This window comes from Leptospira stimsonii (assembly GCF_003545885.1).
Taxonomy (GTDB): Bacteria; Spirochaetota; Leptospiria; order Leptospirales; family Leptospiraceae; genus Leptospira; species Leptospira stimsonii.
This window is the reverse complement of the sequence record NZ_QHCT01000001.1, coordinates 144378-163450: the sequence shown is the minus strand read 5'-3', so window position 1 is coordinate 163450 and position 19073 is coordinate 144378. Positions and strand designations below refer to the sequence as shown.

Genomic DNA, 19073 nt, shown 5'->3' with positions numbered 1-19073 from the left:
TATGTGTGGAATTGTCGGTTATGCCGGTAGTAAGAATGCGGAATCAGTACTTGTCGTCGGTCTGATCTGCCTAGAATACAGAGGATACGACTCGGCCGGGATTGCGGTCTTAGATCAGGGAGACATCCTGGTCAGAAAAGCGAAAGGAAAGATTAAGGATCTCGAGGCTCACCTCAGAGAGTTTCCAGCTCCTGGAAATGTCGGAATCGGGCATACTCGTTGGGCGACCCACGGAGAACCGAACCAAATCAACGCCCACCCGCATACGGATACGAATTCTACGATCGCGGTTGTGCATAACGGAATCATCGAAAATTATTTAGAACTCAAAAACGAACTCAAAAAGAAAGGACACGTTTTCCAAAGTTTAACGGATACGGAAGTTCTTCCTCATTTATTGGAAGAAGGTAAGAAGAGCGGCAAATCCAATAAGGATTCTTTCCTTGAACTCTTCGGCAAAATTCATGGGAAATGGGCGATTTCGACCGTTTTTGAAACGGAACCGGATCGTGTTTATTTTGGACAGGACGGAGCCCCTCTTCTCATCGGTAAGGGTAAGGATGAATTCTTCTTGGCTTCCGATATTTCTCCACTCACCAGAAACTGTGAAGAAGTTTATTACGTAAATTCGGGAGAATGGGGTTACTTCAATCAAAAGGAATTCAAACTTTTCGATTTTTCAGGAAAGGAGCTCACTCCGGTTTTCAAAAAACAGGAACTGCGCTGGGAAGACCTCGATAAGGGCGGTTATCCTCATTATATGATCAAGGAGATTCACGAACAAGCGGGAATCTTTCGTAAGGTCATTCAAGAACGTATATTAGATAACGGTGAAATTGTTTTTCCGGAAATCAAACTCAACAAGGACGTTCTTTCCAGAGTCAATCGTATCATCATACAGGCGGCGGGAACCAGTTATTACGCCGGAATGATCGGCAAACACTATCTCGAAAATTTCGCAAAGATCCAAACGGACACCGAAGCCTCCTCCGAATTTCGTTATAGAAATCCGGTCGTGGAAGGCGACACACTCATCATGGGAATTTCCCAGTCGGGTGAAACCGCTGACACGTTAGCTTCCATTCACGAGGCGAAAGCGAAGTTCATCAAAGTGATTTCTCTTGTGAATAACGTAAATTCTACGATTGCAAGAGAATCGGATTCTTATATTAGAACCGACGCGGGACCGGAGATCGGAGTCGCAAGTACGAAAGCGTTCACAGCTCAGGTTCTGAATCTTCTTTTGTTCTCCATTTACATGGCGAATTTGAAGTGGTTGATCAGCGACGAAGAAAAGAAAACTCTCATCGAAGAGATTCGTCTTCTTCCCGCGAAGATCGATCGGATTCTCGCGCAAGCAAACAAGATCGAAGAGATGTCTTCTCACTTTACCACGGCGAAGGATTTTATCTTTTTAGGAAGAACTTACAATCATCCGATTGCGATGGAAGGCGCGTTAAAGCTGAAGGAAATTTCCTATATCCATGCCTCCGGTTACGCCGGCGGAGAATTCAAACACGGTCCGATCGCGTTGATCACGAACGAGGTTCCTGTGGTTTGTATCGCGACAAAATCTGAAATTTATACAAAGATGGTTTCCAATATTCAGGAAATCAAAGCGAGAAAAGGGATCATCATTTCGATCGTTACGGAAGGAGATCACGAAGCAAAGGCTCTTTCGGATTATTGCTTTGAAATTCCGGAATGTTCCGAAATATTAAGTCCGATCTTAAACGTGATTCCTCTTCAATTGCTTGCATACTATTCCGCGATTTCAAGAGGTTGTCCTCCGGATCAACCGAGAAACTTAGCCAAGTCCGTAACCGTCGAGTAAGAAGATGCCGAAGATCCAGAGAATTCTCATCGATGAAAGAGAAGTTCCCGCGGGTTTACGATCTCTTACTCGGATTCGATCATTCTCGGAGATTCGAAACGGAATTCTGAATACCATTCAGAGAACGAAAGAACTCTATTCGGATGCAAAGGTATTTTACATTCATTCGAATCCAGCTTTTCAACAGGCGTTTTTGGAAAGAAATTCTAAACTCCTTCCTTACGACGGGAAGGATGTGGATTTGGTTCTATCGCCGGATTCTTGCCTTCCTTGGAATCTGATCGACGCCACCGCGAAGAATATAGAATCCGATCTGGAACTCAGCAAAGAGATTCAGAAATGGATTCGGAAAATCAAAGTAAAATCGAATCACTTTCAAGTCGTCGGAAAATCCAAACATCTTCACATTCATCCGTCCGCGACGATTTATCCCGGAGTCGTTTTTGATACGACTTCCGGACCGGTCGTAGTTGATAAGGACGCGAAGATCACTTCGTTTTCTTTCATTGAAGGTCCGGTTTTCATAGGTCCGAATTCTCAGATTGATAACGCGAGAATTACCGGAGCGACCAGCATCGGCGCCACGTGTAGAATCGGCGGTGAAGTAGGAACTTCTCTCATCGGTGATTTTACGAATAAACATCACGAAGGATTCTTAGGACATTCCGTTGTAGGAAGTTGGGTAAACATCGGCGCACTCGCGACGACATCCGATTTGAAAAACAACTATGGGGTTGTCAAAATTCGGGAAGAGAACGACGAGTGTATCACCGGTTCTATCAAGTTCGGATCCGTAATCGCGGATTATTCTAAAATTGCGATCGGAGTGATGTTGAATACCGGAACCGTAGTCGATTTCGGATCCAACGTCGTCGCTTCTCGTGTGAGTGGTTACGTTTCTCCGTTTACTTGGGCAGAATCGGGACAACCGTACATTCTCGATTTATTCTTAAGAGACGCTCGAAAGATCATGGCGAGAAGAAATCGGGAACTCACGTTATCCGAAACGGAACTTATCCGTATCCTATACGAATCAAAAGTAAAAAAATAAAAATCCGGAGGGTTCTCTATGGAAATTATAGAATCCAAAATACGTACGTCCTCATCGGAGTATAAAGAGAATTTTGAAGACCTAAAACAAAAGGTAGAATCGGTTCGCGGACTCATTCGTAAAATCGAATTGGGCGGCGGTGAAAAGGCGATTCAAAGACACAAAGGAAGAGGGAAGTTCACCGCAAGAGAACGGATCAACGCTCTCATCGATCCGGGAACCACATTCTTAGAATTTTCACCACTCGCCGCGGAAGGCGTTTATCCTGACAGTGTTCCTTCTGCGGGAATTCTTACCGGCATTGGAAGAATCTGCGGTGTGGATTGTGTGATCGTTGCGAACGACGCTACCGTGAAAGGTGGAACGTATTATCCTCTTACGGTTAAAAAACATATTCGTGCACAAGAGATCGCTCTGCAGAATTCTTTACCTTGTATTTATCTCGTCGATTCCGGCGGAGCCTTTCTTCCGATGCAAGACGAAGTTTTTCCGGACAAAGAACACTTCGGAAAAATCTTTTACAACCAAGCGAATCTTTCCGCGCAGAAAATTCCTCAGATCTCCGTTGTGATGGGAAGTTGTACTGCGGGGGGCGCGTATATTCCCGCGATGTCCGACGAATCGGTGATCGTTAAAGGAAACGGAACGATCTTTCTCGGAGGACCTCCTCTTGTGAAGGCCGCGACGGGAGAAATCGTAACTCCGGAAGAATTGGGCGGCGCTCTTGTTCACAGTACGATTTCCGGAGTTACGGATCATTACGCGGAAGACGACGCTCACGCGATCGAGATCACGAGGAACATCGTTTCGACGTTGCACCTTGCGGGAAATTCTTCTCAAAAAGGCGGAATCAGTTGGGAAGAACCTCTGTATCCCGCGGAAGAAATTTACGGAATCATTCAAAAGGACGTTCGTAAGTCGTATGATGTAAGAGAAATCATCGCAAGGGTCGTCGATGGGTCCCGTTTTCAAGAATTCAAAAAGTATTACGGAACGACGCTTGTTACTGGTTTTGCAAAAATCTACGGAAAGATGGTGGGAATCATCGCAAACAACGGGGTTCTTTTTAGCGAAAGCGCTCTGAAGGCTTCGCATTTTATAGAGTTATGCAATCAAAGAGGAGTTCCTCTGTTGTTTCTTCAGAATATCACCGGGTTTATGGTCGGAAAGAAATATGAGAATTCAGGAATCGCAAAAGACGGCGCGAAGATGGTGAATGCGGTTTCTACTTCCATCGTTCCTAAATATTCAGTCGTGATCGGAGGATCATACGGAGCGGGGAATTACGGTATGTGCGGTCGAGCATTCAATCCTAGATTCTTATGGATGTGGCCGAATTCTAGAATTTCCGTAATGGGCGGGGAGCAAGCCGCTAACGTGCTTCTAACCGTTAAGATGGAACAGCTCGAGAAAGAAGGAAAGAAAATGAACGAATCGGAACAGTTTGCATTTCGAAAGCCGATTCTGGATGATTATGAAAGTCGTTCTTCTTGCATCTATTCTTCCGCAAGACTTTGGGATGACGGTGTAATTGATCCCGCTAAGACGAGAGAAATTTTAGGAATTGCTCTTTATGCAGATCATTCCGAACGAACCGAGTTTCCAAAGTATGGAATTTTCAGAATGTAGAAAAAATTGCTTTCAAATTATATATCCGGAAATATCTTTCTAATTAAATTTTTCCGGAATCATCATGCAATTTAGAATTTATCATCTCTTCTTTCTCTCTTTGTGTCTTTTGCCATGGAGCTTAATGGGAGAATCGCTCATTCTCAAGGACGGAACCATTCTCAAAGGTCGAGTTACTTCTCAGAACGCACAAACCGTCGTGATTCAAACAGAAGACGGAAGGAAACTCGAATTCTCAAAGATCCGAATTCTTAAAATTGTCTATAAAGATGTCACGCAAGCGGAAGCCTTGAAGATTCAAAAGGAAGAAGAAGCAAAGCTTGCCGAAAAAGAACAAAAGAAGAAAGATCAAGAAGATAAGAAAAAAGCGGAAGAAGAACTAGCGAAAAAGAATAAAGAAGAAACGGATAAACAAAACAGAATCGATAAGGAAGCGAAACTCGCGGACGCGAATCAAAAAGAGAAAGAACGTCTTGCCCGAATTCAACAGAAAGGTTTGAGTCCTTGGAGTGTTACGTGGAGATCGGCGGTTCTTCCCGGTTGGGGTCAGTGGACGGATGAAAGAAAGTCTTCTGCTATCGTTTACTCTTCGCTTTTTATAAGTTCGCTTTACTTAGTGTATCGTGAAAATCAAATCTACAAAAATTCAGTGAAGGATTTGAATCATATCAACAATCCGTATGAGACATTCATTCCTCCTCCTTCTTTCTCGGATCCAGTCGCACTTTACATTTACAGTAAACCGTTTGAGGAACAGCGCGATCGAGTCAATCAAAACTATCACAAACTTCAGCTTTCCATTGCCTTTTCCGTTTTGATCTACGCGGTCAATGTTTTTGACGCCTATTTCTTCCACCCTCGCTTTGGAAAAACAATCGCTAACCATTTGATCCTGGACTACAATCCTCTGGCTCGTATGGATTCTTCTTCTACGTCAATTTCAGGTTCTCCCATGGCCGAAGCGCTCTGGAAATTCGGATATCGATTTAATTTAGAATAGAAGCAGTTTTTAGAATTTCTGAGCATCTTTTTCAGAGAAAAAGCAAAATCGATAAAAATGCCCAATAAATAAGCAAATTGGAGTACTTTTTCGTTTTTGGGTTTTTCTTTCGGAGGGAAAGTTTTCGGAGTTCCGACTCTTCATTCCCTTCCTTTCGAAAAAACGCGGGAACAACCACTTTTAAGCCATTTTGACTACCATTTAGAATTCTTAATTTATTATCTTCCTGGTACCAATCTTGCATTAATGTATGCAAATTGATTTGGGATGAGAATGATTATGAATTGGACCAAGAGACTACTCTTATTGCTCACTCTGCTTCTTCCATTTGTCCTTTTCGGACAAGAAGCAACTGCTCCCGCGGCGGCAACTCCCGTAGCGGATAAAGGAGACACTGCTTGGATGCTTGTGGCATCTGCGTTTGTGTTTTTTATGATTCCCGGACTCGCCCTTTTTTACGGCGGTCTTGTCCGATCTAAGAACGTACTTTCTACTATGATGCACAGTTTTGTTGCTATCTTAGTATTGACCATCCAGTGGACCGTCTTCGGATACAGTTTTGCATTTTCAGGAACGAACCCTTACTTCGGTAACTTTGATCTTGCTTTCCTCAACGGAATCGATGAGAATTCTTTAGAATTAACGATTCCAAAATACGTTCACTTTCTCTTTCAAGGAATGTTCGCTCTGATCACTCCGGCATTGATTTCCGGAGCGATTGCGGAAAGAGTAAAATTCGGCGGATACATCGCTTTTATCCTCCTTTGGTCCACTCTTGTTTACGACCCGGTCGCACACTGGGTTTGGGCCGCGGACGGCTGGTTGTTTAAGATGAGTGCTTTGGATTTCGCCGGTGGAACAGTGGTTCACTTGATCTCCGGTATCGCTGGACTCGCGGCGGCTATCGTCCTGGGTAAGAGAAAGGGAGAAGGTCCTGCTCTGATCGCACCGAATAACCTGACTTACACTCTGATCGGTGCCGGTCTTCTTTGGTTCGGTTGGTTCGGTTTTAACGCTGGCTCCGGTTTAGCCGTGAACGGGATTGCGGCAAGAGCATTCTTAGTAACTTTGATTGCGCCTGCGGCGGCTGGAGTTGCTTGGTTAGTTATTGAATACGCTCACACGAGAAAGGCAACCGCACTTGGAGCCGCTTCCGGTATCGTCGCCGGTCTTGTCGTGATCACTCCGGCGTCCGGATTTGTCGGAGTTCAAGGCGCTCTCATTATGGGCTTTCTCGTAAGTCCGGTATGTTACGGAGCAATTCTCTTAAAAGGTAAATTAGGATACGATGACAGTTTAGACGCGTTCGGTATTCACGGAGTTGGTGGTGCGTTAGGCGCGATTCTAACCGGGGTGTTTACACTTTCTCTCGGAGCTGGTGTCGCGAGCAGAGGTGATCAAATTCTGGTTCAAGTAATCAGCGTTGTCGCAACTGCGGCGTATTCCTTTATCGTTTCCGTAATCCTTGTTTTCTTAATCGATAAGACGATCGGATTCCGTATCTCCGAAGATAAGGAAATTGCCGGTTTGGATTCCGAAATCCACGGTGAAAAAGGTTACGAGATTTAATTTAGGTTACTGAAGAATTTTAATAAGGAGATTATATGAAATTAATCGTTGCTATCATTCAGCCGCATAAACTTGAAGAGGTTAAGGCAGAATTGACTAAGAATGAGATTTATAGACTTACCGTGAGCGACGTTCAAGGTTACGGTCAGCAAAAAGGAAAGACGGAAGTTTTTCGCGGCCACGAATATCAAGTGAACCTTCTCAGAAAAGTTCGTTTGGAAATTGCGGTAAACGACGAATTCGTTAAACCGACCGTTGATGCAATTCTCAAAGCGGCAAAAACCGGAGACGGAAAAATCGGAGACGGAAAGATTTTTATCACTCCGCTTGAAGATGTAATTCGAATCAGAACAGGAGAAAGAGGAAGTTCAGCGATCTGATTTCCTTTTGAATCAAGAATGGAAAAAGCCGGGATAAAACCCGGCTTTGTTTTTTTCTCACTCTGCGAACGTTAGCGGAACCCTCCGTCAAAAAGAAGAAGAAAGAAAGATAGATAGATAGATAGATAGAATTCTTTTGTCCTTAACTTGCCCGATTCTCTTGGAATTGAATTTTCTTATTTCCTAAGAATCACGAACCTTTCCTTTCCCGAAAGGTCCTTCTCCACTTTTCCTTCCGCCCAACCTTTGCCGATCGATTCCTCTACAAGAAGATTTGCAAGAGAGGGAAGTGTTTCCATATAAAATTTTCCATTCGGATTTAAGTAAGAATGCGCCTTTTCGATTAGGCTCGTCAGAAATTCTTTTGGATTTTCCAAAAAGAGGGCAAGGTGAGGTTCATAATCAACGACGTCCTTCATCATCGTTTCCTTGTCCGAGTTGGGAATATAAGGCGGGTTGGTTACGATCAAATCATAGCGGTTCTCAGGAGGAATGGAAGAGAACAAATCACTTGCAAAAAACTGAATAGATTCTTTCATTTCTCCTAAAAGAAGCTCGGAATTTTTTTTCGCCACATTCAGAGCCTCCTGTGAGATATCGCTGAGAGAAAGGTTCCAGTCGTTTCTTGCGATTTTGAGGCTGATTCCGATACAACCGCTCCCTGTACAAAGATCGAGAACGCGGAAATTCTGACTCTCATGCTTGAAATCGGAGAGGATTTTTTCTACGAGTTCCTCGGTCTCCGGTCTTGGAATGAGAACGTTCTCATTCACGAAAAAGACGGAATTGAAAAAAGATTTTTGTCCGGTGATATACGAAGTCGGTTTATTTTTGGATCGTTCTACGATTCTTTCTCTGTAAGCGTCCTTTTCGGATTCGTTTAACAATCTTTCAAAATTTACATACAACTTCACTCTTTGGAGATTTAAGAGATCGGCCAAAAGAATTTCCGCATCCAAACGGGCGCTGGAAATTTCTTTTTTCTTTAAGAAATCTTCCGATTTTTTGAGAAGAGAGAGGATGGAATCTGGATGATGCATTATGAAGTCGTATCCTTACTTGGAAAAAATGGCCGGAAACTCAAGATCGATATTCCCGTAGGAAATACGACACTCTCCGTGAAAGCCCCGCGCCCCACCCTGATCTTGGGTGGAGGGGTGTGGTTGTGGGAAAACTCGGGAGATTTTGCTCTATCATAAAAACGTAATTTTGCAAGAATAAAGCATCCTGTCTTTTTGTCGGAACTCCCACAAATCCAAATCTTTAGATCGCCGGAATCAGATATCCGCTCTTTTTTCTGGCGAGGATATTCGTAAAGCGAGTAGGGGCTTTGGTGCCCCCGAGAGGATTCGAACCTCCGACCAAAAGTTTAGGAAACTTCTGCTCTGTCCACCTGAGCTACGGGAGCGTTTAAGAATTCGGTTTCCGTTTTTGTGAGACTATTCTCTGGAAGTCGGCGATATTGTGTATAACAATTTTGTCTTCGTAGAGTTCGATTTTTCCGCTCTTAGAAAGAGTGTTGAGAACTTTTTGCACTTCTCCAACAGGCTGGGCGCACCATTCCGCAACGTCGTGTTGAGAAACGTTTAGAACGATTTCCTTAAAATCACTGTGTGCGTGCATCTTTTCATAGAGCATCAAGAAAACGTCGGCCACTTTTCCTTGAATATCATCCATGAGAAGAATCAGAAGTCTTCTTTTGGCATCGTTGATTCTTACCGAAAAGATCGTTAGAATTTTGAGAGCCAACATCGGATTCTTCGTCATCAAAAGTTCAAAGTTTGCTCGGTTAAAGTTTAGAACTTTTACTTCCGAAATCGCAATCGCAGTAGCGGAACGAGGTTGTTCCTCTAAAATCGCCATCTCTCCGAAGATGTCCCCTTGCTCTAAGATATCTAAGGTTTTGATCAAATAGTCTTCTTTCTTTGTAGGATTCGGAACCGTTTTTACGATCTTTACTTTTCCGGATTGGATCAGGTAAAAGTCGTTCCCCGGTTCGTTTTCGCAAAAGATAATTTGGTTCGGATCAAAGGTCTGACCGAATTTGGAAAACATGGATTCGAGCATCATATCCATATCAGGTGCTCATCTCCTTTGCTTTCAGTCTGGACTTTTGAGAAATGCTGTCTTTTTCCGGAGGAAGCAAAGCCACCTTTCCATAGAGCATTCTTGCTCTTTGACGATCTCCCTGAAGTTCGGAAATTTCCGCCAAATGAAAAAGGGATTCTTTGATGGATTCTCCCGAAGGGTATTTTTTGATATAGGTGGAAAAGGAAGAATTCGCGTTGTCGAGATCGTTCGTTTTCATAAGGCAGATTCCGAGTTGAAAAAGAGAATTCTCCACCAACTTCTTCTCGGAGTCGAATTTGAAATCCGTTCGATTGAGTAGATCCTTGTAAATTGTCATCGCATCACTGTGTTTCCCAACGTTCACCAATGTATGAGCCCGGTTATAAAGCGACGTGATGGAATTATCCACTCCTTGCGTTATCGAGGATTTTTCCACTGCGGGTTTCATGATGTTTTGGAGCGTTTCCTGAGAAACCCTATTTCCGCCTTCGTAAACGAGCGGAGGCATATTGAGGGGAAAGGGACTTCCTCTTCTCGCAAGTTCCAAAAGTTCCGTCGCACGACCGGAATATGTGGTTCCCGGATAGTGCTGTAAATATTTTTCAAACGCGTAGACTGCGTGCGGAAGATTGTTATTTTTATAGAATACTTCGGCTACGTTCATCAATTCGAAAGCCGGATTTCTGGTGTCGGATTGCCCCAGAATCTCTTTCAACTTTTTATGAACTTGTCTGAGCTGACTGGAAAAAACTTTCATCATTTTCAAAATGAGGTGGGTTTTCTCCGCTACAAATTGTTCAAACTCATTGGGTTTGAAAACGAGAATGGTAGCGTTGCCTATGACTTGAGCGGTCTCTTCTCTAGGGTATTTTCCGAGCGCGGATTTGACTCCGAAGAATTCTCCGATCCGGACGTCTTCTTTCACTTCTTGTCCGGTGTCCAATGCCGGAAATGTTAGGATGACGCGCCCATTTCTCAGGACGTAAATATCCTCCGCTTTATCCTTTTCAAAATAAATGATGGATCCGCCTTTATAATTTCTGATGATCGGACCGGCCAAATGATTACCTACTCAAAGTTATCAAATTCTTTCTGTGCGGGGAAAAATGCCAAATCCTTTTTATAACCAAGGGAGACGGCAAGCGATTCCAGGAGTTTTCCTGGAGAACCGGTTAAATACTTTTCTGTGTCCTCTATGCGAATTCTCTCCACGTCCGCGCCGGATTCTTCGAAAAAAGTTTCCAAACTAACATCCCCATAAACGGGAACGCCGTCTCTTAGGACAAGACGAATACTATTTAGGTCGGATTCGCAGAGGTTCGTATAGGGATCTTCTGAATTTCGAGATACGATCACCAAATCCGCTTTTTTTCCGACTTCGATGCTCCCAATTTCCTTTTCGACTCGCAATGCCTTTGCCGGGTTTGTCGTCACCATTTCAAAAAGAATTTTGGGAGAAAGGTCTTCTCCGTATTCGGTCTGATAAAATTTTCTCGCTGTACGAATTTCTTCCAAAAGATTCAAGGAACCGCATAAACTCGAATCCGTTCCTAAAGAGACGTTCACTTTGTGCTTGAGAAGATCTCGAATGTCGGTCGTTCTTTCGTAGAGAAATAGATTCGCTTCCGGGCACCAAACCAAATGAGCCTTCTTTTCGGCGATGAGCGCGATATCGGACTCGGATAAGACGACGCCGTGAACGAGAACGGTATGTTCACTCAAACAATCCATTTTACTCAGCGCTTTGAGAGAATCTCTCGATTCGGAATCGAATCCTTCCGCGATTCGAGTGATATAGGGAATATCGTCTTTTAGGGCTTTTGCATATTCTTCTTTTGGTCCGTCTCCCCAATTCAAAGAATAGGTACAGATACTATGAGAAAGAGAATAACGATTGAGAATTCTTACGGGAACGTTTCCTACAAAAGGATCTTGAACGAAGTGCGGAATATGATCTTGAACAGACGTAACACCGGAGATTAGATTCTTAAATGAGCCTAAAAGATAGAGTTGTTCCGGTTCCAATTGTTGTCTTTCCGAAAAGACGATCGAAGACTTGAGATCATTATCCCACGGGAGCCAGTTTAAATACGGCTTGCTCGGAGCCACTTTTGGAAGATAGGTGCTCAGCAGGTGATCGTGAGCGTTGATCAAACCCGGATAAACATAGAGTCCGTTGAGATTCAAACGAATTCTATTTCCGGCAGGAGGACCACCGGAATTGACGGAGGAGATGACTCCGTCTTTTACAACGATCGTTCCGTTCGGAATCCATTGATCCTTAGTTACAATGCAGGCGTTTACGAGTTCGTATTCCATTTTTTGATTACATTCTTTACTGAATTTGTAAGCCCGGATCCACGGGGGAGCTTCCGCGATTCAGTTGAAAGTAGAGTCCCTTTCCGGATTCCAATGAACCGATGATTCGAGAAGAATCGACAGTTTCTCCTTCGGTGACGGATACACTTTTGAGATTTGCGTAGACACTCGAATATCCGTTCTTGTGCTCCAATATTACGTATTTCTTATATCCTTCCATCTCATCCACAACCAAAACTTTTCCGGGAGAAGCGGGGCGAACCTCATTCTGCCTTGAAGCTTTGAAAAGAACACCCTTGTGCGGAGCAAAGCTTAACTTGCTAAAAACGGTTTGAACGGGAGGTCTGCTTTTGAGAGGAAAACGAAGATGAGGTTTGGAAGAATCAGGAAACTCTTCTTTGCTAATCGTTCTTGGAGTTTTCGAGGCGAGTTTTTCATTCTCCCGAGTTACGGGTTTTTTCACCTTTAAGGATTCTCCAGGAATCAAGGGATCGTCCTTTTTTTTACCGTTCCATTCCATAATCTTATGATAATCTACGTTGAACTTCTTTCCCAAAGAATAATAAGTGTCTCCTCTTTGGACGTTGTAAACGGTAAGATTCTGCGACCCAGCGGCAAAGATCGAAAAGGTGGTCGTAAAAAAAAGTAAAACTAAGAATCTCCGAAACGCACGGTTCATTTCTTTGAGTATCGGCAAAAGTGAGCGAGGAACTGCATTCAGGAATCGGTTCGGAGATAAAAAAAGGGAGCCCTTTGAGGCTCCCTTTGGTAGGAAAGATCTTTCCGTGAAAAATCAATCTTCGTCTTTTTGATGAACCTTGTATTTTTTCATCAACTCTTCCGCTACGTTTCTTGGAACCGGAGCGTATCTGGAGAATTCCATGGAGAATTCGGCCTTTCCTTGAGTCGAGGAACGTAAAACGGTAGAATATCCGAACATATCCGCGAGAGGAACTTCCGCTTCTGTTTTGCAGTAGTTATCTTCTTCGGTCGTGTTGAGAATCATACCACGTCTTTGGTTCAGAGAGCCTAGGATCGCTCCTTGGAACTCGGAAGGACCGTCCACTTCTACTTTCATGATCGGTTCCAGAATCTGAGGATTCGCTTTGTTGAATCCTTGGCGGAACGCATAACGGCCCGCGATCTGGAACGCCATATCGGAAGAATCCACATCATGGTAAGCTCCGTCGTTGATCACACAACGAACTCCGATGATCGGGAAGCCGATCAGAGATCCTCTCTCTAAACAACTCTTGAATCCTTTGTCTACGGACTGGATGTATTCTCTCGGAATTGCACCACCTACGACCTTGTTTACGAAATCGTAATTCAGAGATTCTTCGAGAGGGATCGGTTCCATGTAGCCGGCAACACGACCGAACTGACCCTGACCACCGGTTTGTTTTTTATGCGTATAATCAAAGTCCGCTTTCGTAGTGATCGTTTCACGATACGCAACCTGAGGCGCTCCCGTGATCAATTCCACTCCGTATTCGCGTTTCATACGTTCGATGTAAACCTCGAGGTGAAGTTCTCCCATCCCTTTGATGATGGTCTGACCGGATTCCGGATCCACGTGGGTTTGGAATGTCGGGTCTTCCTTGGTAAAACGGTTTAACGCTTTCGCCAAGTTGTTTAAGTGTTTCGATTCTTTTGCTTCGATCGTAAGTGAAATTACCGGAGCGGCAACGAACATCGATTCCATGGAAACTTTCAATTTTCCGTCTGTGAACGTATCCCCGGAAGCACAGTCGATACCGAAAAGAGCGATGATGTCGCCCGCTTCCGCGTAGTCGATATCTTCCATCTCATCGGAATGCATTCGACAGAGTCGACCGACGTTATGCTTCTTGTTATTCGACATGTTGTAGATGGTCATACCTTTGGAAAGTTTTCCTTGGTAAACGCGCACGTATGTGAGCTGACCATAACGTCCGTCTTCGAGTTTGAATGCGAGGCAAACCAATGGTTTTTCGAAATTGGATTCCAGAACGATCATTTCTTCGTTGTTTGCCTGATCCAATGCCTTGTTCTTAACGTCCACTGGGCTTGCGAGGTAATCCAAAACTCCGTCTAAAAGTTTTTGAACCCCTTTGTTTTTGAAAGCAGAACCCATAAAAACGGGAGTCATTTTGAGCTCGATGGTTCCAGTACGAATCGCTCTTTTGATCATTTCTTCGGTAGGAGTTCCTTCGAGAAGAGCTTCGGTCAATTCGTCCGAGAACATAGAAGCCGCGTCCAAAAGTTCTTCGTGTTTCTTTTGTGCGAGTTCTTTCAGATCATCCGGAATTTCTTTTTCCTGGATGTCCATACCGTCTTTTCCTTCGAAATAGTAGGCCTTCATTTTTACAAGGTCTACGATCCCTTTGAGGTCGTTTTCAAGACCGATCGGGATTTGTACGGGGACGGCGTTGTGTTTTAATTTTTCTTTGAGCTGGTCGATAACGCGGAAAGGGTTGGCTCCCGTTCTATCCAGCTTGTTGATAAAGGCAACACGAGGAACGTTATACCGTCTCATCTGGCGGTCTACGGTAATGGACTGAGACTGAACTCCGGCCACTCCGCAAAGAACGAGAATCGCAGAATCCAAAACACGAAGGGAACGTTCCACTTCTACCGTAAAGTCAACGTGACCCGGAGTATCAATGATGTTGATCGTATGATCTTTCCACTGGCAATAGGTGGCCGCGGACTGAATGGTGATCCCTCTTTCTCTTTCGAGGTCCATACTGTCCATCTTTGCACCGACTCCATCCTTTCCACGAACTTCGTGAATGGCGTGAATCTTGTTCGTATAGAACAAAATTCTTTCGGTAAGGGTCGTTTTCCCGGAATCGATATGGGCAGAAATCCCAATGTTTCTGGTCTTAATGAGTTTTTCGCTCGGTTTGAATTCGGCAACAGCAGTGCTCATGGCCATTCCTCTTATAAAAGATTGCAAATCCATTCGGTGAAATCACCGACGGGGAGCTTTGGAGAAAGTCCCTCAATTTACCAGATTCCAAAAAAGAGCGGATTTGTAAATCTAAATCATTGAATCAGTTGCTTTGGAGTCGTTTTTCATTTGCCGGTTAACGATTTGGAAAAAATATGATCTTTTGCATCCCAGAGGTCAATTTCACCCTTTTTGAAATCGAGAACGGATTTTGGAAAGCTTGCGGTTGAGAACCAAGAAGTATTCTTTTTTGGTCGAAGGCACCCGGATTCTTATTTGATCCATTCGTTTGGAGAATCGGAATCTCCTTTTCGCTGGGAATAGGTTCTTATGCACCCACTGAAACTTTTTAAAAGAAATGTAAATCGAATCGCGAAAGCATTTCTTTTGTTGTCGGTTGCAAGAACTCTTTGTCTCGGATTTGCAATGGCGATTCTGGCCGGCTCCTTTGCCATCTATGTTACCGAATCGGGTCGCCTCAGTTATACCAATTCCCTTTATATCGCAACTTCTTCCATTTGCGTCACCGGACTTTCTCCTGTTCTTCTTTCGGAACTCCAGAGACCGACTCAGCTGATTATGATGTTTCTCATCCAGATCGGTGGATTGGGAATCATAACGTTCACGGTTTTGATCGGGGTCTTAGTCGTGAGAGGTCTTTCTCGAAGTACACGTTTGGCTTCCTTTGTTTACGAGGCAACGGACGCTCATCTTGCGAAAAAAATGAGAGAGAAGAATCAGGGGCACAATCATTCCGGAGTAGTCGCTCCCGGTAAGAAGAAGTCGGAAGCGGAAGCCTCCTACGTTAGAAGAATGCTTCTTTCACTTTTTAATATTTCTCTTTCTATCGAGGCAGTCGGTGCGATTCTTCTTTACCTTTATATGCCGGAGACGGATCGCCTTCCTGGAACTCCGAACCGATTTTTTTTGAGTTTGTTCACTTCGGTTTCCGCGTTTAACAACGCGGGCTTTTCTATCGTGGACGATTTGAGTTTTCTTGCGAAAGATCCGATTTCTCTTTTGATCATCCAATTCTTAATCGTAATGGGTGGAATCGGATTTCCAGTGATTATCTTCATCGAAAAATCGATCTTGGAAATTATTCAGAAGTTCATGAGCAAAATCGAAACCGTCACCGAGACGTTTATGATGCGAAGAACGATGCTTTTGGGCGTGGATCCTCCCGGATGGTTTATCTTTGTGATCGCGACTTCCGTTCGTCTGGAAGAACGTTTGGAAGTGTATCGAAAAGAATTGTTCGGAGACGCGAATCGGATGCAGATGAGCATCATCGTATTCGGATCTTTGATCTTGATTCATATCGGTGGACTTTCGATTCTTCTAATTGAATACAACAATCTGGAAACGATCGGGAAGATGGATTTTGCGGATAAGTTGTTTAATTCTTTCTTCTTATCCGTTTCTTCAAGGACCGCCGGTTTTAACACGTTCGATATTACCGAAATCAGAAGTGCGACGTATGTTCTTCTTTGTTCTTTGATGTTTATCGGAGGAGGCCCTCAAGGAGCCGCCGGCGGGATCAAGATCACGACGTTCTTTATATTAATCTTATATTTGAAAAATGTAATTAGTCCTCAGACTCGAGTACAGGCTTGGGGAGAAGACGTTTCTAAGAATTCGGTCGCGATTTCGACTCGAATCTATTTTCTCGCGACGATTTCTCTCGTGATCTTTATGTTTTTGATTACCCTCGCGAATGGAAACAAACACGGAATCGAAACGATCTTCTTTGAAGTCATGTCCGCTTTTGGAACCGTCGGTTTGAGTCTTGGAATGACCCCTTACACGAATGACATTGAAAAATATCTTTATATCGCTCTGATGTTCATGGGGCGAGTCGGAACCTTTACTCTTCTGATTGCCTTCACTGGACACTCCGGACTCGGAGATTTGGGAAGTAAGGACGACGGCTTGAAGATTCAAGTCGGATAAAAATTCTTCGCTTTCTCATTCTTAATTCTTGCAAACAGACCCTTCTCAGGAAGGGAAATCCTACTTCGATCCAAACCGGAAGAGCCATTTTTAAGAATCGATTTTGATTCGACCTTTGATTTTCAACCCAATGAAAGACGATTCTCCGTAAGGAAAGTTTATCGGGATTTTCCGAAAATGGGAGATCGAAAAAGAGTTGAAGAGAAGAGCAGGTATGTAAGTATATATAGAGAAGGAAGAAGTATATATGGCGCTCAGCATCAAAGACCCCGAAACGGATTTATTAGCGAGAAAATTAGCCTCGCTGACGGGGGAAACGCTGACTGAGGCCATCACAAATGCACTTCGGGAAAGGTTAGATCGGATGGAACACAATCTGAACGTTCATTTTTCTTTGGATGAGATCTATGAAATCTCTCGTCGTTTTCGAGAACGGATTCAACAACCGTTTTCTTCTTTGGATCACGGGGAAGAGCTCTATAATCAAGAAGGATTGCCGGATTGATCGTAGATACTTCCGCACTGCTCGCGATTCTTCTCCAAGAAGAAGAACAGGAAAAATTTGTCCTCTCGATCGTTTCTACTCCGAATTCTCGAATGTCGGTTGCAAATTATTTGGAGGCCGCGGTTCGAACCGATCGCCTCAAAGATCCGGTACTTTCCCGCTTGTTGGATGAAGCCATCGCAAAATTGAAAATTTCATTGGAACCGGTGACCGTCGAACAAATTCGACTGGCTCGGGACGCTTACAAAGATTTCGGGAAAGGAAGCGGACATCCTGCGGGTTTGAATTTCGGAGATTGTTTTGCGTACGCGCTTGCGAAGGATCAACGAGCGCCTCTTTTGTTTAAGGGAGAAGATTTTCTTCACACAGATGTGGAGCGCGCAAAGACCTTTTGAAATTCTGGTTGCAGTTCGTTTGGAAAAGAAGAACGTCTGGCCGTGGATTATCGAATTCGAATTCAAAATCGACATTATCAGTTTTCTGATCTGAAAAGCGTACTCGCAAAGGCTAGTCCGCTTCGCTCAGGAGATATTTTAGCGGGAATCGGAGCTACGAGTTATGAAGAACGAGTCGCGGCTCAATTGATTCTTTCCGATCTTCCCTTGACCTTATTCTTGCAGGAACTTCTGATTCCGTATGAGGAAGATGAGGTGACTCGATTGATCGTCGACAGTCATGACTCAAACGCCTTTACATTGATTTCTTCTCTCAGCGTCGGTGAATTCAGAGAATTCTTATTAAATGAAAAAACGGATTCCGAAGTGCTTCGAAAGCTCGCCTTTGGAATCACTCCGGAAATGGCCGCCGCTGTTTCCAAACTCTGCTCGATTCAGGATTTGATCAGCATTGCAAAGAAGTGCAGAGTAGTTACGAAATTTAGAAATACGATCGGACTTCCGGGTAGACTTTCCGTTCGATTGCAACCCAATCATCCGACGGACGATCTCAAAGGGATCTCCGCAGGAATCTTGGATGGTCTTCTTTTGGGAAGCGGCGACGCAGTCATTGGAATCAATCCGGCGACGGACAATCTTCCTTCCGTACATTCTCTCCTCAATCTTTTGGATGCGCTGATTCAGAAGTATGAAATTCCCACTCAGAGTTGTGTGCTCAGTCATATCACGACCACTCTTGAATTGATTCGACGCGGAGCTCCGGTGGATCTTGTGTTCCAATCCATTGGCGGTAGTCAAAAGCTCAATGAAAGTTTTGGAGTTGATTTGAAATTGATCGAAGAAGCGCGAGACGCGGCTCTTTCCCTGAAACGCGGAACGATCGGTGAGAACGTTCTGTATTTTGAAACGGGACAAGGCGCCGGACTTTCTGCGGACGCGCACTATGACGTGGATCAGCAAACCTTGGAAACAAGAGCCTATGCGGTTGCCAGAAAATTCTCCCCCCTTCTTGTGAACACGGTCGTCGGTTTTATCGGACCTGAATACCTCTACAATGGTAAACAAATTCTCCGAGCAGGAATGGAAGATCATTTCTGCGGTAAACTTCTCGGTCTTCCCATGGGAGTCGACGTTTGTTACACGAATCACGCGGAGGCGGACGGAGATGATATGGACACGTTACTCACTCTCTTGGGAGTTGCTGGTTGCAATTATATCATGGGCGTTCCCGGAGCGGACGACGTGATGCTTTCTTATCAAAGCACTTCCTTTCACGACGCGTTGTATCTCCGACAAGTGCTCGGATTGAAACCTGCACCGGAATTCGAAGAATGGCTTACCCAAAAAGGAATTCTGGATTCGAATTTGATTCCTCTGGATCAAAAACTCCAAACGGGACTTTTATCTGACTTGGAAACGTTGGCTGGTTAAGA

The 19073-nt window shown here is 44.1% G+C and carries 16 protein-coding genes, 1 tRNA gene and 1 pseudogene; 11 read left to right on the top strand and 7 right to left on the bottom strand.

Features of this window, described 5'->3' with window-relative positions; all coding sequences use genetic code 11:
• The first annotated feature begins 1 nt into the window (after position 1).
• The 6 genes from glmS (at position 2) to DLM75_RS00710 (ending at position 7463) form a co-directional block, all read left to right on the top strand.
• A complete protein-coding gene (gene glmS, locus DLM75_RS00735; protein ID WP_118966661.1) occupies positions 2-1834 on the top strand; it encodes a glutamine--fructose-6-phosphate transaminase (isomerizing) in 1833 nt (610 codons plus the stop codon).
• Between the two features lie 4 nt (positions 1835-1838).
• On the top strand, positions 1839-2885 hold the full coding sequence (locus DLM75_RS24620; protein ID WP_241547793.1) for a GlmU family protein: 1047 nt from the start codon (positions 1839-1841) through the stop codon (positions 2883-2885).
• An 18-nt stretch (positions 2886-2903) separates the two neighbouring features.
• On the top strand, positions 2904-4514 hold the full coding sequence (locus tag DLM75_RS24615) for a carboxyl transferase domain-containing protein (RefSeq protein WP_241547792.1): 1611 nt from the start codon (positions 2904-2906) through the stop codon (positions 4512-4514).
• A gap of 64 nt (positions 4515-4578) precedes the next feature.
• Positions 4579-5514: an LA_0442/LA_0875 N-terminal domain-containing protein gene (locus tag DLM75_RS00725; protein WP_118966660.1), complete on the top strand. Its 936-nt coding sequence runs from the start codon at positions 4579-4581 to the stop codon at positions 5512-5514.
• 279 nt (positions 5515-5793) lie between these two features.
• Complete coding sequence (locus DLM75_RS00715; protein WP_118966658.1) at positions 5794-7083, top strand: ammonium transporter; 1290 nt, start codon at positions 5794-5796, stop codon at positions 7081-7083.
• A 35-nt stretch (positions 7084-7118) separates the two neighbouring features.
• Entirely contained in the window at positions 7119-7463 is a 345-nt protein-coding gene (locus tag DLM75_RS00710) for a P-II family nitrogen regulator (RefSeq protein ID WP_002619748.1), read from the top strand.
• A 176-nt stretch (positions 7464-7639) separates the two neighbouring features.
• Here DLM75_RS00710 and prmC read toward each other — a convergent pair whose 3' ends face one another.
• From prmC to fusA, 7 genes are all read right to left on the bottom strand, one after another.
• Positions 7640-8503, bottom strand: a complete 864-nt coding sequence (prmC, locus tag DLM75_RS00705) for a peptide chain release factor N(5)-glutamine methyltransferase (protein ID WP_118966657.1) — start codon at positions 8501-8503, stop codon at positions 7640-7642.
• A gap of 291 nt (positions 8504-8794) precedes the next feature.
• Positions 8795-8871 (bottom strand) — tRNA-Arg (locus DLM75_RS00700).
• A 2-nt stretch (positions 8872-8873) separates the two neighbouring features.
• On the bottom strand, positions 8874-9539 hold the full coding sequence (locus DLM75_RS00695; RefSeq protein WP_118966656.1) for a Crp/Fnr family transcriptional regulator: 666 nt from the start codon (positions 9537-9539) through the stop codon (positions 8874-8876).
• A gap of 1 nt (position 9540) precedes the next feature.
• Positions 9541-10593 carry a tetratricopeptide repeat protein gene (locus DLM75_RS00690; protein ID WP_118966655.1) on the bottom strand — a complete coding sequence of 351 codons (1053 nt, stop codon included), beginning with the start codon at positions 10591-10593 and terminating at the stop codon, positions 9541-9543.
• An 8-nt stretch (positions 10594-10601) separates the two neighbouring features.
• Entirely contained in the window at positions 10602-11852 is a 1251-nt protein-coding gene (locus DLM75_RS00685) for an amidohydrolase family protein (protein ID WP_118966654.1), read from the bottom strand.
• A gap of 16 nt (positions 11853-11868) precedes the next feature.
• The gene (locus DLM75_RS00680; RefSeq protein ID WP_118967900.1) at positions 11869-12531 is read right to left on the bottom strand and encodes an LIC_10271 family cell wall hydrolase; all 663 of its coding nucleotides are present in this window, start codon (positions 12529-12531) and stop codon (positions 11869-11871) included.
• 114 nt (positions 12532-12645) lie between these two features.
• The gene (fusA, locus tag DLM75_RS00675; RefSeq protein ID WP_118966653.1) at positions 12646-14766 is read right to left on the bottom strand and encodes an elongation factor G; all 2121 of its coding nucleotides are present in this window, start codon (positions 14764-14766) and stop codon (positions 12646-12648) included.
• Positions 14767-14793: 27 nt separating this feature from the next.
• Here fusA and DLM75_RS24575 point away from each other — a divergent pair.
• The 5 genes and pseudogenes from DLM75_RS24575 (at position 14794) to DLM75_RS00655 (ending at position 19071) form a co-directional block, all read left to right on the top strand.
• Positions 14794-14983 (top strand): annotated as a pseudogene (locus DLM75_RS24575) (hypothetical protein).
• Positions 14984-15117: 134 nt separating this feature from the next.
• Complete coding sequence (locus DLM75_RS00670) at positions 15118-16740, top strand: TrkH family potassium uptake protein (RefSeq protein ID WP_118966652.1); 1623 nt, start codon at positions 15118-15120, stop codon at positions 16738-16740.
• 247 nt (positions 16741-16987) lie between these two features.
• Positions 16988-17245: a type II toxin-antitoxin system VapB family antitoxin gene (locus tag DLM75_RS00665; RefSeq protein WP_118966651.1), complete on the top strand. Its 258-nt coding sequence runs from the start codon at positions 16988-16990 to the stop codon at positions 17243-17245.
• Positions 17242-17640 carry a type II toxin-antitoxin system VapC family toxin gene (locus DLM75_RS00660; RefSeq protein WP_118966650.1) on the top strand — a complete coding sequence of 133 codons (399 nt, stop codon included), beginning with the start codon at positions 17242-17244 and terminating at the stop codon, positions 17638-17640. Before DLM75_RS00665 ends, DLM75_RS00660 begins: the two co-directional genes overlap by 4 nt.
• 42 nt (positions 17641-17682) lie before the next feature.
• Positions 17683-19071: an ethanolamine ammonia-lyase subunit EutB gene (locus DLM75_RS00655; protein ID WP_118966649.1), complete on the top strand. Its 1389-nt coding sequence runs from the start codon at positions 17683-17685 to the stop codon at positions 19069-19071.
• The last annotated feature ends 2 nt before the right edge of the window (positions 19072-19073 follow it).

Bases quoted from the DNA above. Each gene is read 5' to 3' on its own strand.
- DLM75_RS24620 (WP_241547793.1), top strand. From the start codon at position 1,839: ATGCCGAAGATCCAGAGAATTCTCATCGATGAAAGAGAAGTTCCCGCG.
- DLM75_RS00695 (WP_118966656.1), bottom strand. From the start codon at position 9,539: ATGGATATGATGCTCGAATCCATGTTTTCCAAATTCGGTCAGACCTTT.
- DLM75_RS00670 (WP_118966652.1), top strand. From the start codon at position 15,118: ATGCACCCACTGAAACTTTTTAAAAGAAATGTAAATCGAATCGCGAAA.
- DLM75_RS00685 (WP_118966654.1), bottom strand. From the start codon at position 11,852: ATGGAATACGAACTCGTAAACGCCTGCATTGTAACTAAGGATCAATGG.
- DLM75_RS00715 (WP_118966658.1), top strand. From the start codon at position 5,794: ATGAATTGGACCAAGAGACTACTCTTATTGCTCACTCTGCTTCTTCCA.
- DLM75_RS00725 (WP_118966660.1), top strand. From the start codon at position 4,579: ATGCAATTTAGAATTTATCATCTCTTCTTTCTCTCTTTGTGTCTTTTG.
- DLM75_RS00680 (WP_118967900.1), bottom strand. From the start codon at position 12,531: ATGAACCGTGCGTTTCGGAGATTCTTAGTTTTACTTTTTTTTACGACC.
- glmS (WP_118966661.1), top strand. From the start codon at position 2: ATGTGTGGAATTGTCGGTTATGCCGGTAGTAAGAATGCGGAATCAGTA.
- fusA (WP_118966653.1), bottom strand. From the start codon at position 14,766: ATGAGCACTGCTGTTGCCGAATTCAAACCGAGCGAAAAACTCATTAAG.
- prmC (WP_118966657.1), bottom strand. From the start codon at position 8,503: ATGCATCATCCAGATTCCATCCTCTCTCTTCTCAAAAAATCGGAAGAT.
- DLM75_RS24615 (WP_241547792.1), top strand. From the start codon at position 2,904: ATGGAAATTATAGAATCCAAAATACGTACGTCCTCATCGGAGTATAAA.
- DLM75_RS00665 (WP_118966651.1), top strand. From the start codon at position 16,988: ATGGCGCTCAGCATCAAAGACCCCGAAACGGATTTATTAGCGAGAAAA.
- DLM75_RS00710 (WP_002619748.1), top strand. From the start codon at position 7,119: ATGAAATTAATCGTTGCTATCATTCAGCCGCATAAACTTGAAGAGGTT.